At 35.7% G+C, this 15202-nt stretch carries 17 protein-coding genes; 4 read left to right on the top strand and 13 right to left on the bottom strand.

Going from position 1 to position 15202, the window contains the following annotated elements:
• Position 1: 1 nt before the first annotated feature.
• From trpB to AC3HD6_RS14140, 10 genes are all read right to left on the bottom strand, one after another.
• Positions 2–1180, bottom strand: a complete 1179-nt coding sequence (trpB, locus tag AC3HD6_RS14185; protein WP_488896927.1) for a tryptophan synthase subunit beta — start codon at positions 1178–1180, stop codon at positions 2–4.
• Positions 1181–1184: 4 nt separating this feature from the next.
• A complete protein-coding gene (locus AC3HD6_RS14180; protein ID WP_488896926.1) occupies positions 1185–1730 on the bottom strand; it encodes a GNAT family N-acetyltransferase in 546 nt (181 codons plus the stop codon).
• Positions 1731–1825: 95 nt separating this feature from the next.
• Positions 1826–2278 (bottom strand): IS200/IS605 family transposase, encoded by a 453-nt coding sequence (tnpA, locus tag AC3HD6_RS14175; RefSeq protein ID WP_488896925.1) that lies wholly within the window; start codon positions 2276–2278, stop codon positions 1826–1828.
• Between the two features lie 105 nt (positions 2279–2383).
• Positions 2384–3073: a phosphoribosylanthranilate isomerase gene (locus AC3HD6_RS14170; RefSeq protein ID WP_488896924.1), complete on the bottom strand. Its 690-nt coding sequence runs from the start codon at positions 3071–3073 to the stop codon at positions 2384–2386.
• A 69-nt stretch (positions 3074–3142) separates the two neighbouring features.
• The gene (gene trpC, locus AC3HD6_RS14165; RefSeq protein WP_488896923.1) at positions 3143–3916 is read right to left on the bottom strand and encodes an indole-3-glycerol phosphate synthase TrpC; all 774 of its coding nucleotides are present in this window, start codon (positions 3914–3916) and stop codon (positions 3143–3145) included.
• Between the two features lie 40 nt (positions 3917–3956).
• Positions 3957–4943: an anthranilate phosphoribosyltransferase gene (gene trpD / locus AC3HD6_RS14160; RefSeq protein ID WP_488896922.1), complete on the bottom strand. Its 987-nt coding sequence runs from the start codon at positions 4941–4943 to the stop codon at positions 3957–3959.
• Between the two features lie 90 nt (positions 4944–5033).
• On the bottom strand, positions 5034–5636 hold the full coding sequence (locus tag AC3HD6_RS14155) for an anthranilate synthase component II (RefSeq protein WP_488896921.1): 603 nt from the start codon (positions 5634–5636) through the stop codon (positions 5034–5036).
• Positions 5637–5679: 43 nt separating this feature from the next.
• Positions 5680–7107, bottom strand: coding sequence for an anthranilate synthase component I family protein (locus AC3HD6_RS14150; protein ID WP_488896920.1), 1428 nt, complete (start codon positions 7105–7107; stop codon positions 5680–5682).
• 253 nt (positions 7108–7360) lie between these two features.
• Positions 7361–8005 carry a hypothetical protein gene (locus AC3HD6_RS14145; protein ID WP_488896919.1) on the bottom strand — a complete coding sequence of 215 codons (645 nt, stop codon included), beginning with the start codon at positions 8003–8005 and terminating at the stop codon, positions 7361–7363.
• Positions 8006–8177: 172 nt separating this feature from the next.
• Entirely contained in the window at positions 8178–8633 is a 456-nt protein-coding gene (locus AC3HD6_RS14140; protein ID WP_488896918.1) for a cupin domain-containing protein, read from the bottom strand.
• Between the two features lie 203 nt (positions 8634–8836).
• Here AC3HD6_RS14140 and AC3HD6_RS14135 point away from each other — a divergent pair, with 203 nt between their 5' ends.
• The 4 genes from AC3HD6_RS14135 (at position 8837) to lysS (ending at position 12218) form a co-directional block, all read left to right on the top strand.
• The gene (locus AC3HD6_RS14135) at positions 8837–9046 is read left to right on the top strand and encodes a hypothetical protein (protein WP_068942523.1); all 210 of its coding nucleotides are present in this window, start codon (positions 8837–8839) and stop codon (positions 9044–9046) included.
• Positions 9046–9417, top strand: coding sequence for a c-type cytochrome (locus tag AC3HD6_RS14130; RefSeq protein WP_488896917.1), 372 nt, complete (start codon positions 9046–9048; stop codon positions 9415–9417). The genes AC3HD6_RS14135 and AC3HD6_RS14130 overlap by 1 nt, the downstream gene beginning before the upstream one ends.
• A gap of 2 nt (positions 9418–9419) precedes the next feature.
• Positions 9420–10349 (top strand): 23S rRNA (adenine(1618)-N(6))-methyltransferase RlmF, encoded by a 930-nt coding sequence (rlmF, locus tag AC3HD6_RS14125; RefSeq protein ID WP_488896916.1) that lies wholly within the window; start codon positions 9420–9422, stop codon positions 10347–10349.
• Positions 10350–10520: 171 nt separating this feature from the next.
• A complete protein-coding gene (lysS, locus tag AC3HD6_RS14120) occupies positions 10521–12218 on the top strand; it encodes a lysine--tRNA ligase (protein ID WP_488896915.1) in 1698 nt (565 codons plus the stop codon).
• Positions 12219–12253: 35 nt separating this feature from the next.
• Here lysS and AC3HD6_RS14115 read toward each other — a convergent pair whose 3' ends face one another.
• The 3 genes from AC3HD6_RS14115 to AC3HD6_RS14105 are packed head-to-tail and all read right to left on the bottom strand — an operon-like array spanning position 12254 to position 15116.
• Positions 12254–12769, bottom strand: a complete 516-nt coding sequence (locus AC3HD6_RS14115; protein WP_488896914.1) for a ClbS/DfsB family four-helix bundle protein — start codon at positions 12767–12769, stop codon at positions 12254–12256.
• A 2-nt stretch (positions 12770–12771) separates the two neighbouring features.
• Positions 12772–13776 carry a cytochrome d ubiquinol oxidase subunit II gene (locus AC3HD6_RS14110; RefSeq protein ID WP_488896913.1) on the bottom strand — a complete coding sequence of 335 codons (1005 nt, stop codon included), beginning with the start codon at positions 13774–13776 and terminating at the stop codon, positions 12772–12774.
• Positions 13773–15116 (bottom strand): cytochrome ubiquinol oxidase subunit I, encoded by a 1344-nt coding sequence (locus AC3HD6_RS14105; protein WP_488896912.1) that lies wholly within the window; start codon positions 15114–15116, stop codon positions 13773–13775. Before AC3HD6_RS14105 ends, AC3HD6_RS14110 begins: the two co-directional genes overlap by 4 nt.
• Between the last annotated feature and the right edge of the window lie 86 nt (positions 15117–15202).

The following is a 15202-nucleotide window of genomic DNA, read 5'->3' as shown; positions in this document are numbered from 1 at the left end:
TTTATAAATTTTTCAGATAGGTTTCCATATCCTTATCTCCACGGCCGCTTAAACAAATCACAACAATATCATCTTCTTTAAAACTTTTTTTGTCTAAAACAGCCAAAGCGTGAGAACTTTCCAAAGCAGGGATAATTCCTTCAAGCTTTGTGAGGTCAAAAGCACATTTCAAAGCTTCATCATCATTGATGCTGAAAAATTCTGCTCTTTTTTCTTGAAATAAGTTGGCATGAAAAGGTCCTATGCCAGGATAATCAAGTCCGGCAGAAATAGAATGAGGTTCAATAACCTGTCCGTCTTCTGTTTGCATCACCAAGCTTTTGCTTCCATGAAGTACCCCAAGCGTTCCTAAGAATGTTGTAGCAGCAGATTTTCCCGAATCAACACCTAAACCTCCGGCTTCAGCAGCAATAATTTTCACTTCTTTTTCATCTACAAAATGGTAAAATGTTCCGGCAGCATTACTTCCACCTCCCACACAAGCAATCACATAATCTGGATTTTCTCTTCCTATTTTCTCTTTAAGCTGCTCCTTGATTTCTTTTGAAATAATACTTTGGAATCTTGCAACAAGATCTGGGAATGGGTGAGGTCCCACCACACTTCCAATCACATAATGGGTAGTGATAGGATTGTTGATCCAGTCTCTTAACGCTTCATTTACAGCATCTTTAAGGGTTTTTGATCCTGAAGTAGCTGCTACCACTTCTGCACCAAGCATTTTCATTCTCGCTACATTCGGTGCCTGTCTCTGAATATCAATTTCACCCATATAAACAATGCATTCAAGACCAAGCAATGCACAGGCAGTTGCTGTAGCTACACCATGTTGCCCAGCCCCGGTTTCTGCAATAATTCTTGTTTTTCCAAGGCGTTTTGCCAGAAGAACCTGCCCCAGAGCATTATTAATCTTATGCGCTCCGGTATGATTAAGATCTTCTCGTTTTAAATAGATTTGTGTGTTGTATTTTTTACTTAGGTTTTTAGCAAAGTACAATGGGGTTGCTCTGCCCACATAATTTGTAAGCAAATCCTGATATTCATTCTGGAAGTCTTCCGACTCAATGATTTCAAGATAATTCTTTTGTAATTCTTCTACATTCGGATAAAGCATTTCGGGGATAAAAGCTCCTCCAAATTCTCCATAATATCCGTGCTCATCAGGGTTTTTATAATTCATTTCTTTATTCTTTAGTAATTAAATAAGCGTTATGTTGGGGGCTCAATGTATTGAGCTGTTCTTTTTCTTTTTGAGAAACATGAAAAATTAAAATATCATCATCTTCCGAATTTACCCACTCGGAACCTTCATTCTCTTTAATGGACTTTGCCTTATCATAAAGGATTTCAATATTGCATTTTTCATAAAACGGACGAAGATCAGTATGGCAAAAGCCAATTGTGTTTATATTTCTTTGGATAACATTTTCCTTAAAATACTGAACCAACTGAGCTCCATATCCTTTTTTCTTATGGGCAGAAACCAGTCCTACGGCTTCTGCAAAAGCATATTGTGACCCTGATATTTCCAAAACAAAGTCAAAATTAAGACGGAAAATGGCCAGAATTTCTGAATGAGAATCCAGCAGTAAATGAAACTCCGAATCTTTAAAAAAAGTGCGAAAGTGGTTAGGATCCATTGTATTCCATGCAGAAACCTCCCAGAGATTTAAGATAATATGAATCTCATTGTCTGATAATTCGCTGGCTTGTTTAATATGATATTTCATAGTTATATTAAATAATAATCAACATTTATAATGAGTCCCGAAGGGACGATTTAACCCTAGCCAAGGATGCAATCCTTAGGTTATGAAATATTTGTTTAATCCCACAAAAATTTTTCATCATAATCCATTTTATGTTTTTCCAATATTTCCATAAGTTCATTTTTAAAATCCTGTTTTTGATGATGCTGGCGTTGGTTTTTAATATATTTTGTCACAATATGAACATCTTTTTCACCCACTGAAAATGCACCGTAGCCATCCTGCCAAAAGAAATTCTCATATTTCTTACCTTTTGTTTTGATCCATTTTGAGGAATGTGCCTTTATTTCCTGGACCAATTTCATTAATGCAATTTTCCTGGATAATCTACAAAGAATGTGGATATGATTGTCTGTTCCGCCAATCTGTAATGCATAACTTTCGAAATCCTTACATAATGTTGTGATGTAGGCGTACAATTCTTTTTCTATTCTTTCATCGATAAAATCATTCCTGTATTTGGTGCTGAATACAATGTGGATGTAATTTTTGACTAATGATTGTGGCATTTCTGTGTTTTTTGGTGGTTGTCATTAATGGGTTATTATTAATGTGGTGGTTGTTTATATTAATTGGAATGTTTCCAATTCTGGGTTAAATCGTCCCGTTGGGACTCATGGGATGATGGTTTTAAATTTTTTAATTCTGTTTATTTCCTTATCACCTGGTGCTATTTCAAATTTTGAATTGATATCTAAGGCAAAAGGCTGTTGTTTCAATGTTTGGATATTTTTGATATTCTCTTCTGAAATACCACCACTTAAAAAATAGGGTAATGGAATTTCAAATTCATTTAATATATTCCAGTCAAACTGTTGTCCTGTTCCGCCGAATGCTTTACTGTCTGTGTCAAATAGGTAGTATGTAATAGGTAATAGATTGTAGGCTGCAGGTTGATTACTGAACGTTTGTGCTATTTTCTTTTGGTTTTCAATAATATCGTTTCCGATTCTTATTACTTTGATTATTTTAACCTCAGGAGGTAATTGTTTTTTTAATTCAATAATAAAATGGTGGTCTTCATCACCATGTAACTGGATCAGGTTAAGCTTTGCTCTTTGAGTGATTTCTACTATTCTTTCCGCCATTTCGTTAACAAAGACTCCAACTTTTCCCTGATGGTTAATTTTTGCAATATCTTCCAAATCTAAATGATTAAGAACATATCGCGGTGATTTTTCATAAAAAATGAATCCTAAAAAATCGACCTTCATCGAAATCAATTCCTGTATCTGACTGGGCTTAGTAAGGCCGCAGACTTTGAGAGCAGGATGGATATTACTGAATGTTTGATGCTGGTTCATAATAGTAATATTAAGAGATAAACTCATTTTCAAATTCTCAAATTCTCAAATTCTCAAATTTTCAAATTTTCAAATTAATAAAGAAAACTCTTCAAAAGCTTTTGCCGGCTCTGAATTTTTCATGAAATATTCTCCCATTAAAAATCCGTCAAATCCTTTTTCTTTTAAATATTTAAAATCTTCGAGGCTATAGATTCCACTTTCTGCGACAGATAGTGTGTCTTTTGGAAGCTTATCTTTAAGCTGAACAGAATGTTGTAAATCCACTTTAAAATCTTTAAGATTTCTATTATTAATTCCCACCAAATCAATTTTAGAATTAAAATGTTTCAGCTCTTCTTCAGTATGAATTTCCAAAAAAACTTCCAAATCCAGTTCATGAGCCAGCTCGGTAAATTCATAAACCTGATTAGGTGAAAGACAGGCTGCAATCAGTAAAATAACATCAGCTCCCATGCTTTTTGCTTCATAAAACTGGTATTCGTCAATCATGAAATCCTTTCGCAAAATAGGAATGTTGATTTGATTTCTCACGTTCAGAATATCCTCAAAGCTGCCCCCAAAAAAGTCTTTATCTGTAAGAATGGAAATTCCGCTCGCTCCAAAAGCCTCATAAGCTGAGGTAACGTCTAAAGGATGAACACTATTATTAATGATTCCTTTAGAAGGAGATTGTCTTTTAAACTCAGCAATAATTCCGTTTTTATTTCTGATAGATTCTTTTAATGAAGTACTCTTCCTTCCAAAAAACTCAGTGCTTTTCAACTGATCGATGGAAATATTAGCTTTTGAAGCTGCAAGCTCTTCTTTTTTCCTTTCAATAATTTTATCTAGTATGGTCATTTCTGTATTTGTAAGTTAAAAAAGTTGGATAACTCAATTTTCAATTAATTAAAAGGTCAAATGTTTTTAATGCCTTTCCACTTTCCAAACTTTCTTGAGCTAATAGAAGGCAGTTGTCATAGGTTCCGAATTTGCGGGTGTGATAAAGCGCTACAGATGCATTGGCCAGAACTACTGAGTTTTGCTGTTCCGTTCCTTTTCCTTCAAGAATATTCATGAAGATTTTTGCTGTTTCCTTGATAGAACCTCCGGCTTTAATATCTTCTAAAGTAACAGGGCTGAAACCTAAATCTTCTGCAGAATAGATTTCTTCACCTTTTTTAGTGATGATTTTACTGTCGTGGGTAAGGCTGATCTCATCATAACCATCCAATCCATGAACCAAAATAAAGTCCTGTTTTTCCTTTTGTAAAAGATATTGATAGATTCTTGCAATTTCCAGGTTGTACACTCCAATCATGGAATATTGAGGTTTGGCAGGATTCACCAAAGGTCCAAGAAGATTAAAGAAAGTTCTTAAGCCTAATGATTTCCTCAATAATCCAACTGATTGAAGAGCAGGGTGGAAGTAAGGAGCGTGTAAAAAGCAAATATTTGCTCTTTCAAGATCTTCATTCAGCTGCTCTGAACTATTCTTGAACTGATACCCAAGTTCTTCCAGAACATTGGATGAGCCTGTAGTAGTTGAAGCCCCATAATTTCCATGTTTTGTTACCTTCTGCCCGGCTCCGGCCACCACAAAGCTGGCCAATGTTGATATATTGATTGTGTTTTTTCCGTCACCTCCCGTTCCTACGATGTCAATAGCATCACTGGCATCAATCTGGATAGGAACAGCCATTTGTAAGAGAGCTTCTCTAAAGCCTTCAAGTTCTTTTAATGTGATATTTCGCATCAGAAAAACACTGATAAATGCTGTAACTTCTGCGGCATTGAATTTATTCTGAGCAATTTCAATCATCATGGCCTTTGCCTCAGACTTCGATAAGGTATTGTGATTGAACAGGTATTGCAATATTTCTTTCATTTGAGGAGTTTTTAGGGTTGATAGATCTTGTGTTGTTGTCATATTTGGCTTACTTCATTAAACTTTTACTGAAATGGTAATCTATCCATTTTACTGATTTAAAAAGTTTCGGATAATCACTTCTCCGTCGGGAGTTAAGATACTTTCGGGATGGAATTGTACTCCATGTACATCATAAGTTTTGTGCTGTAAGGCCATAATCATCCCATCTTTATCAACGGCTGTAATTTCCAAGTCATCTGGGAAATTTTCAGGGTTCACAGCCCAGCTGTGGTATCTTCCTACTTCAAGTCCGGATTCTAAGTCTTTGAAAAGCTTGGTGTTTTCCTTTACTAAATCAGTTGTTGTAGCCACACCATGGAAAATTTCAGATAAATTGATCAGGTTCCCTCCAAACGCTTCTGCAATGGCTTGTTGTCCTAAACACACTCCTAAAATACTTTTAGTAGGCGCATATTCTTTAATCAGATCCAGTAAAATTCCAGCTTCTTCAGGAATTCCCGGGCCAGGAGAAAGGATGATCTTATCATATTTTTCTATTTCTTCCAAAGTGATCTGGTCATTTCTTACCACATCTACTTTTTGATTCAGGATTCTTTCGATGATCTGGACAAGGTTATAGGTAAAGCTGTCATAGTTATCAAAAACGAGAACGTTAAGCTGTGATTGTTGATTGTTGATATTGTTGTTCATTTCTTTTTTGTTGAAGGTTAATTTTTTGTTGATTGGATAGTTTCTAGCTTTCTACAACTATTTTTTCAGCTTTTTCTACTGCTTTTTTCAGAGCGTTTAATTTGTTATTAACCTCCTGTAGCTCGTTTTCCGGAATGGATTTGGCAACGAGGCCAGCTCCTGCCTGATAATAAAGAGTGTTGTTTTTGCTTAAAAAGGTTCTGATCATGATGGCCTGGTTACAGGTTCCGTTTAAACCGACAATTCCTATACAACCTCCATAATATCCACGGGAATCTTTTTCATATTGATTGATAAGTTGTAGAGCTTTATGTTTAGGGGCTCCACTTAAGGTTCCCTGCGGGAAAGTGGCCGAAATCATATCAAGAGGATTGATCTGTTCCGGAAGGTCAGCCGTTACTTCGCTTACCATGTGAATCACATGTGAAAAAAGCTGGATTTCTTTTAGTTTAGTCACTGTTACGTTTTTGCCCAATTTTCCAAGGTCGTTACGGGCAAGGTCTACCAACATGGTATGTTCAGCATTTTCCTTAGGATCATTCTTTAACACTTCAATAGCCTGAAGGTCAGTTTCTAAATTTCCTGTTCTTTTAGAAGTTCCGGCAATCGGGTGGATGATGGCTTTATTGTCTTTGATGATTAACTGGCTTTCAGGGCTTGATCCGAATAATTTGTAATTTCCATAATCAAAATAAAACAGGTAAGGTGAAGGGTTGATGTTTCTTAAAGCACGGTATACATTAAATTCATCACCTTTGAATTTCTGTTCAAATCTTCTGCTCAGCACCAATTGGAATACATCGCCTCTCATACAGTGTTTCTGAGCTGTTTTTACCAGTTCAATATAATCTTCATTAGTAATATTTGATGTTTCCTCGCCGTTTTTTTCAAATGGATATACTGGTGTATTTTGATTTTTGATGAGGTTTTCTAAAAGATGGAGTTCAGATTTTACTCCATCCATTTGGTTTTCTATGATATGCATTTCATCATTGAAGTGGTTGATGGCAATTACATATTGATAGAGTCTGTATCTTAAAATTGGAATTTCTACTTCCGGGCTTTGTGCTTTTAAGCTAACATTTTCAAAAAACTGTACCGCTTCAAAACTTGTATAGCCAAAAAGACTTTGTGCAGTTTCTTCAATAGAGTCATTGGTTTTTTCACAATCAAAAACTTTACGAAAATCTTCAAATATCTCCGTGATATTACGCTCCATTATGAATTGCTTTACTGGAGCAGAATCAGGGAATTTAATCTCAAATTCATTTAAGTTTTTTACCTCAATTCCTGCAACAGCATTGATCGCAATGAAAGAAAAGTTATTGTCAATACTTTTTGAATCGGAGCTTTCCAGAAGAATTGTGTCTCTGAACTTATCTCTGATTTTAAGATAAATATTCATGGGAGTATGAAGATCCCCAAGAGTTTTTTTCGAAACGGTTTTTATTTTAATTTTTTGAGTAAACATCTGCTGTTTTATTTTTTGGATTTAAGGAATAAAAAAAGGCTTTAACGGAATCCGTCAAAGCCTTATATTGTATATTGTTTTGTTTATATCTGCTGTTGTTTAGCAACATGACAATACCTTCAGACCCGACGAAGAGTTTGAAAGCCACCACCAAATATTGTTGCTCATTGTAAACATGGGACAAATGTAGAAAAATTTTTGATATAAAAAACAAAAACAATACAAAAAATATAAATTTAATATTTAATGTGTTTTATTTCAGTTGTTTAAGTTCTCTTTTGAGTTCCTCAAGCCTGATTTTATAGCTTTCTTCATTATACGATGCTGTATAGGCTTCTAAAGCTAGAATATACTCAGTAATAAATTCTTTATTGGTTCTGTCTGCTTCATATTTTATTCTTGCTGAGTTCACCGGAGCTAATTTTGAGTATTTAAGGACGGCTTTTCCTTCTTCTGATTCATTATAAAGAATAACAATATTTTTTTCATAACCTGGGATGTATTTTACTGGGAAACTTATTTCCATTCGGGGAATTCTAATAGTATTTTCAATAGGGTATATGGTGGCACTTGTTGTAGAAAAGAAGGTTGAAACATATTTCCCATCCTGTTTTTTTACAACCGCTTCATAATCGTGAATGTACATGTCATTCAAAGTAGAATTGGTTTCTACATCAGAAGTAATAATAGCAGTGCTTTCTACACCATATTGGTTCAGAAACCAGGCATTAAGAAATTGACCGCAAAATCCATTTAAGATAGACAGCGGGATGGCAAGAATGAAAAACCATATTTTTTTCGTGAGATAAGATAGCGTTCCTAAGATCAGAAAAAGAAGGATCACCGTATAAAAACCATGATGGCTGGTGAAAAATAGTATTTTTGAAATTAAAACCATAACTCTTATCTTTTTTAGTTAAAATTATAAAAAAAATTAAGAGTATTACAGTGAAGAGTAAAGATGTAATTTAGGTAAATGAAATAATATGTAAAGCTAAGTCCACAATAGATTTGTTAAGCAAAATAATTCTGAATACTCCAAAATAAGGTGGACTTAACATTTTAATAATTTAATGTACAGGTTCTGAAAGTGGGATATCAGGAGATCCGCAGTAGAAGACAATTAAAGTGGCCCCTTTATCTCCGGTTTTACCTCTGTGAGCAATGTTAACCATCTCCGGAAGCACCTCGCCTTGTTTTACCCATCGTGTTTTACCATCTTCTTTTTTTTCAATCTGAATTTCACCTTTTTCTATATACGCTGCATTAATCACCGGGTGTTTATGCCAGTCTAAAGCTTTATGAGGCGGAACAGAAATTTTAAGGACAGAAATTTCAGGCTGCCCGGTCGGATAGTTGGGATATTGTGTTCCTTCCCAGGACTTTGTGGCTTTTAATAAGGTTACTGATTCTATTTTATCAGAATATTCAGATGGTTGAACATCTGATGAGGAATTGTCACACGATAATGTGAGGGAAGTGAGTGCAGTAATTAGTGCTGTACTCGATAAATTTTTTTTAGTCATAAATTCAAATTAATAGGATTGTTTTTTGTTTAAATAATTAATAAAACAAAAATAATAAGTGATTTTTAATTTCCCTAGTATTTGAATTATTATTTTTTGCCTGCTGAACTTAAATAGTTATTATTAAAATATTATTCAAAGAAAACATTTGTCATAAGCTGAAACGTTTATTTTTTATATTTTTGCTTTCAAATTAGAAAAAAATGAAAAAAGTATTCGCAATTGCATTTATTGGAGGTTTATTATTAGCAAGCTGCTCAAAAAAAGCAGATCACTCATTACAGGATAGCAACACCATGCTTGAAGAGCCGGAAGCAACTACTGTGGTAGATTCTACAGCTAAGCCTGCTGCTCCAGCTGCTGCAACTCCAGCTCCTGAAGCTGCTAAAACAGATTCTACAGCGAAGAAATAATGAAAAACTTATTTTTGGCAGGAACTTTAGGTCTTCTGATCTTCTCCTGTTCTAAAAAAGAAAATACAACAGATGTAGCATCTTCAGATGGTGCACCAGTGTCTGCCCCAGCTCAATCTAATCTTTCCGGTGACCAGATCATGGAAACATTAGATTGTTCGGGGTGTCACTCTGTTAATGAGAGAATGATAGGACCTTCTTATCAGGAAATTGCCGCTAAATATTCAGATAAAGATATTGAATTGCTGGCTTCCAAGATCATAGAAGGCGGTAGTGGAGTTTGGGGCGGAGTCCCTATGGCTGCTCATCCACAAGTATCTAAAGAAGATGCTAAAAAGATGGTAGAATATATTCTAAGCCAGAAAAAATAAAGATGTCCACAGAAAAATTCAGTCTGCACACAAGAAATCTGCATCGTAATCCCTATGATTTTGATCTGCTTATTTCTTGTGTGCCAGAACTGAAACATTACGTCTTTGTGAATGTTCATGGGACAACCACTATTAATTTCAGCATTCCTAAGGCTGTAAAATTACTCAATAAAGCTTTATTATTACACTTTTATAGTATTAAGGGCTGGGATATTCCTGATGTCAATTTGTGCCCACCTATTCCGGGACGGGCAGATTATGTTCATTATATTGCTGACCTATTAGCAGAACAGAAAGGTAAAATTCCAACAGGAACTTCTGTAAAAGGACTTGATGTGGGAGTAGGAGCTAATCTTGTTTATCCTTTAATAGCCAATAAATCCTATGGCTGGAAGATGCTTGGATCAGATATCAATGAAGATTCTTTGAAAAATGCTCAGCATATTTTAGATGAAAATCCGGATTTGTCATCAGTAATTCAACTGAAGCATCAGCCAGAATCGAACTATATATTTAGGAATATCATATGTTCTGAAGACCGGTTTACATTTTCTATATGTAATCCTCCTTTTCATGATTCAAAAGAATCTATGATTAAAGGAAATCTTAGAAAAACAAAGAATTTAAACAGAGGAAAAACACCAAAAACATTACTGAATTTTGGCGGAGAGCAGTCAGAACTATGGTGTGAAGGTGGCGAATTGGCATTCATTACCAATATGATTAATGAAAGTGTTCAATATTCATCTCAGGTTCTTTGGTTTACCTGCCTGGTTTCTAAAAAAGATAATCTATACAAACTGACTACACTTTTAAAGAAGGTGAGAGCTGTAGAGGTAAAAACAATCGATATGGCCCAAGGTCAGAAAATTAGCAGAATCCTGGCTTGGACGTTTGTTCCTCACCAAAATAGGAAAAGCTGGTTTATTTAGGTCTAAAGTTCAACGTTTGAAGTTAATATTTCGTTACTTCATATCTCACATTTCGATACCCGTATCCCGTATCTCCACTCTATTCCTGCTGACATTTTAAAATTTCTAAAAAAATCAATTGACGGTCAACTCAAAAATGCCTAAATTTGTACGCTTTTAGAAAAATAAGAAATGCAATTATCAGAACAAGAAATCATTAGAAGAGAAAAGCTGAATAAGCTTACTGAAATGGGGATTAATGCGTTCCCTGCGGATGAGTATACCATTACAGATACTACAGAATCTATAAAACAGGACTTTTCTGAAAGTAAACAGGTGAAGATCGCTGGTAGATTAATGTCCCGCAGAATTCAAGGGAAGGCTTCTTTCGCAGAATTGCAAGATTCTAAAGGAAAAATTCAGGTTTACTTCAACAGAGACGAGATCTGTCCGGGAGAAGATAAAGAATTATATAATGAAGTGTACAAGCACCTTTTAGATATCGGTGATATTATCGGTATTGAAGGAGAATTGTTTACCACTCAGGTAGGTGAGAAGACGGTTTTAGTAAAGAACTTTACGCTTCTTACTAAAGCATTACGTCCGCTTCCTCAAGCAAAGACGGATGAAAACGGTGTTGTACACGACGGGTTTACGGATCCTGAATTAAGATACAGACAACGTTATGTAGATTTAACGGTAAATCCACAGGTAAAAGAAATTTTCGTGAAGAGAACAAAACTGTTCAACGCGATGAGAACTTTTTTCAACGATGCAGGATATTTTGAAGTGGAAACTCCAATCCTACAGTCAATTCCTGGTGGAGCAGCAGCTAAACCTTTCATTACGCATCACAATGCACTAGACATTCCATTATATTTAAGAATTGCTAACGAATTATATCTGAAAAGATTGATCGTAGGTGGTTTTGACGGAGTATATGAATTCTCTAAAAACTTCAGAAATGAAGGGATGGACAGAACCCACAATCCGGAATTTACAGCAATGGAAATTTATGTAGCTTATAAAGACTACAACTGGATGATGGATTTCACAGAAAAACTATTAGAATTTTGTGCGATGCAGGTAAACGGAACTACAACAGCTACATTTGGAGAGCATGTAGTAGATTTCAAAGCTCCTTATCCAAGAGTTTCTATGACAGAAGCAATCCTGAAATTTACAGGTTTCGATATCACTGGAAAAACAGAGAAGGAATTATTCGATTTTGCTAAGTCTATTGGTATTGAAGTGAACGAAACAATGGGTAAAGGAAAATTAATTGATGAGATCTTTGGTGAAAAGTGTGAAGGAAACTTCATTCAACCGACTTTCATTACTGATTATCCTGTTGAAATGTCTCCACTGACTAAGAAACACAGAAGCAAAGAAGGTTTAACTGAGCGCTTTGAATTAATGGTTTGTGGTAAAGAAATCGCTAACGCTTATTCCGAGCTTAACGACCCAATCGATCAGAGAGAGCGTTTTGAAGCTCAAATGGCTCTATCTGAAAGAGGAGATGATGAAGCAATGTTCATCGATCAGGACTTCTTAAGAGCGCTGGAATATGGTATGCCACCAACTTCAGGATTAGGAATTGGTATGGATAGATTAATTATGTTCTTAACGAACAATGCTTCTATTCAGGAAGTATTATTCTTCCCTCAGATGAGACCTGAGAAAGCAGTTCCTCAAATTGAATTGGGAGAAGATGAAAAAGTAATCCTTGAAATCCTTAACTCTCAGGAAGAAGCAATGTCTTTAGCTGAAGTAAAAGAAAGAAGCCAATTATCCGGTAAAAAATGGGATAAAGCTTCTAAGACCTTAACAAAAAATAATATTGTGAAAGTTGAGAAGATTGATGAAAATCTTTTGATGAAACTAGCTTAGTTTTATACAATATAATAATAAAAACCGGTACAGAATTACTCTGTACCGGTTTGTTTTTTCCATTTCCTCAATTGAATTCTAAAATTCTTAAAGGGTGCAACTGTATTGATATGTATCCATTTCCAAACGGGCCATTGGGCAGGTGTTGTTGCCCATTTTCTCTGTTCAGGAACAAATAGGGTTTCGTGGTCAAGACTTTCGATCCAGGATATGATTTCGTTGACTTGCTTTTTTAATAATTCTCTTTGATCAGACAAGGTATAAGAACCATATTGATCATAGAAAGATTGGTATAATCCTTTTAAATTATTCCATTTGTATTCAGGAGTAGGAGTTTTCACCTCAATTCCTTTCCTTTCATCAGCTTCCCATTGCAATAAAAGGTGTGTCCAGCCAATCTGATAAGATATATTTTGAGATGGAGTTTTATCAACACCAGATTTTAATAAATCCTTTTCATCTTCTTGAATGTCTTCGAACTCCTGATCATAAAGAAGGTATCTAGTTTTGATCTCTTCAATAAGCTCTGTTTTGTCCTTATAACTCTGCATATTTACTTTCTCAATTTACTAAATGAAGCCATCAGGTAAAATAAAAACGGAAGAATAAATAATGAACCCAGCATCAATGCCCAGCCCAACGCAGAGATAGTTTTAGGCGGTGCCATATGCTCTAACAGGGATAGATGCTGACCGTTCCCTAATAAAATAATATCTGGGTTATGCTGATAGGTGGCTGCTACAAGGATCATCACCATTTGAAATCCTGCAAGCGCTCTCACTGGAAGTAATTTTTGCGTATTCAGCGCTCTTAAAATAAGCAATAAAGCCACTGTAGCAAAAGCGATAGCCATGATCCCCAACGGTTTTGAAAATACCCACATCAAAAGAGGAATATCAGAAAGGTAAGCTGTAGCGAATACAAGAATTCCTGTAATGACAACAAAGATCATCGTTTGTTTAGATTTTCTGATCATCAGGAGTAGCTGCTCCTTACCACGCGTTTCTCTCAATGAAAAAATAGAGGCAAGATAAGCGCATAACGCTACTGTAAATAAACCTACAGAAACCCCAAACCAATTTAGCCAGCTGTAAATATATAAATCCTGAAATGTAGTAGCATCAGGATTGATAGAATATGAAACTGTTGCGGCTGCTATTAACCCCAGGAAAAATGGAGTTAAAAGACTTGCGTAATAAAAGATCTGAGTATATAAAACCTGCCAGTTATCCTTTACCGCATCATAATGTCTGAAAGTAAAAGCTGTTCCTCTTGCAATAATACCCACAAGCATTAAGACCAAAGGAATGTGAAGGTAAGTGGACATTGTGGTATAAATCTCAGGAAAGCCCACAAAAAGAATCACAATCGCAATAATCAGCCACATATGGTTTGCTTCCCAAACAGGAGCAATAGATTCATACATAATCTCATGGGTTTTATGGCGGGCTTTTTTATTCGTAAAAAGTTCTACAATACCTGCCCCAAAGTCAGCACCACCAAGAATAATATAAAGACAGATGGAAAGCCAGAGAAAGCCTATAACAATGTAGATCATGATTTTTTGTTTTTATCGTTAAACTGTGGGTCTGTTGGGTCGTAAAGTTTCGGGACCATTTGTACCTGTCTTCTTAATAGGAATATCAGGATCAATGATAATGATATAAAGATTGCGGTGAAGAAGTAGAAAGAATATTGTATTCCCGGCATTGGGGTTACAGCATCTATTGTTCTCATCACTCCATAAATAATCCATGGTTGTCTTCCCACTTCGGTAACAGTCCATCCTGCTTCAAGAGCAATATACCCAAATGGAGTAGCAATCAGAAATGTTTTTAACAACCAGTTTTTAGTCAGCCATTCCTTTTTAAAGAAGAAAGCATACAGATATACAGCTCCGATACAGATCATTACCACTCCAAAGAAGATCATGATCTGAAAAGCATAATGAGTGACAGCTATCGGAGGCCATTCATCTTTAGGAAAATCTTTAAGCCCTTTTACTTCAGCATTGAAATCATTGCTTACCAAAAAACTTAAAACCTTAGGGATTTTGATTGCATATTTTATTTCTTCTTTTTCCTCGTCAGGAATTCCACCAATTACAAATGCAGCTCCTTTTTCCGTTTCAAAGTGGGCTTCCATAGCTGCTAACTTGATAGGTTGTCTTTCTGCAACAGATTTTGCGGCCACATCACCGCTTAGAGGTGCTCCAAATGCTCCAATTAAGGCAAAGCCCACTGCAATTCGGAATGCTTTGGTATGAAACTCTACATTCTTTTTTCGCATAATTAAAAAGGCATGCACTCCGGCTACAGCAAATCCCGTTGCACAAAAAGCAGCGACGGTCATATGCAGGGCTTGTGGAAACCATGCATCATTGAACATTGCTTTAATAGGGTCTATATTAAGGTATTGTCCATTAATATAATCAAAACCGGTAGGAGAGTTCATCCATGCATTGGCGGCTACTACTAAAATACCGGAAGCCAATCCGCTTATACCTACAAGAAAACCACAGAACCAGTGGAACCATTTATTGAATCTGTCCCATCCATATAAAAAGAACCCAATAGCAATGGCTTCAATAAAGAAAGCAGTACCTTCCAATGAGAAGGGCATTCCAAAGATAGGACCTGCGTGCTTCATAAATCCGGGCCATAAAAGTCCCAGTTCAAAAGAAAGCATCGTTCCTGAAACAGCTCCCGTAGCAAATAAGATGGCAACCCCTTTACTCCATGCTTTGGTGAGTCCTTTATATACTTCATTATTGGTTTTTAGGTACTTCCAATGGGCAAATGCCATTAAGAAAGGCATTACCATTCCCACACAGGAGAATATGATATGGAAGCCCAGAGAAAGCGCCATCTGGGCGCGGGCAGCTATAAAATCATCCATAATATCAACTTTTCAGTAAATAAATTTACGCATAAATTATTGATGTAGAGTATGATTTAAAACAGTTGATATTTCATGAATACATT

Source organism: Chryseobacterium sp. II3a (assembly GCF_057815135.1).
The sequence above is the reverse complement of the archived record's forward strand: the minus strand, read 5'-3'. Positions and strand labels throughout refer to the sequence as shown.

Excerpts from the sequence above, each read along its gene's own strand:
- AC3HD6_RS14115 (WP_488896914.1), bottom strand. The coding sequence starts at position 12,769 with ATGCAGAGTTATAAGGACAAAACAGAGCTTATTGAAGAGATCAAAACT.
- trpC (WP_488896923.1), bottom strand. The coding sequence starts at position 3,916 with ATGACCATACTAGATAAAATTATTGAAAGGAAAAAAGAAGAGCTTGCA.
- AC3HD6_RS14150 (WP_488896920.1), bottom strand. The coding sequence starts at position 7,107 with ATGTTTACTCAAAAAATTAAAATAAAAACCGTTTCGAAAAAAACTCTT.
- AC3HD6_RS14170 (WP_488896924.1), bottom strand. The coding sequence starts at position 3,073 with ATGAACCAGCATCAAACATTCAGTAATATCCATCCTGCTCTCAAAGTC.
- AC3HD6_RS14130 (WP_488896917.1), top strand. The coding sequence starts at position 9,046 with ATGAAAAACTTATTTTTGGCAGGAACTTTAGGTCTTCTGATCTTCTCC.
- AC3HD6_RS14105 (WP_488896912.1), bottom strand. The coding sequence starts at position 15,116 with ATGGATGATTTTATAGCTGCCCGCGCCCAGATGGCGCTTTCTCTGGGC.
- lysS (WP_488896915.1), top strand. The coding sequence starts at position 10,521 with ATGCAATTATCAGAACAAGAAATCATTAGAAGAGAAAAGCTGAATAAG.
- AC3HD6_RS14145 (WP_488896919.1), bottom strand. The coding sequence starts at position 8,005 with ATGGTTTTAATTTCAAAAATACTATTTTTCACCAGCCATCATGGTTTT.
- AC3HD6_RS14110 (WP_488896913.1), bottom strand. The coding sequence starts at position 13,776 with ATGATCTACATTGTTATAGGCTTTCTCTGGCTTTCCATCTGTCTTTAT.
- AC3HD6_RS14135 (WP_068942523.1), top strand. The coding sequence starts at position 8,837 with ATGAAAAAAGTATTCGCAATTGCATTTATTGGAGGTTTATTATTAGCA.
- AC3HD6_RS14180 (WP_488896926.1), bottom strand. The coding sequence starts at position 1,730 with ATGAAATATCATATTAAACAAGCCAGCGAATTATCAGACAATGAGATT.
- trpB (WP_488896927.1), bottom strand. The coding sequence starts at position 1,180 with ATGAATTATAAAAACCCTGATGAGCACGGATATTATGGAGAATTTGGA.
- rlmF (WP_488896916.1), top strand. The coding sequence starts at position 9,420 with ATGTCCACAGAAAAATTCAGTCTGCACACAAGAAATCTGCATCGTAAT.
- trpD (WP_488896922.1), bottom strand. The coding sequence starts at position 4,943 with ATGAAAGAAATATTGCAATACCTGTTCAATCACAATACCTTATCGAAG.
- tnpA (WP_488896925.1), bottom strand. The coding sequence starts at position 2,278 with ATGCCACAATCATTAGTCAAAAATTACATCCACATTGTATTCAGCACC.
- AC3HD6_RS14140 (WP_488896918.1), bottom strand. The coding sequence starts at position 8,633 with ATGACTAAAAAAAATTTATCGAGTACAGCACTAATTACTGCACTCACT.
- AC3HD6_RS14155 (WP_488896921.1), bottom strand. The coding sequence starts at position 5,636 with ATGAACAACAATATCAACAATCAACAATCACAGCTTAACGTTCTCGTT.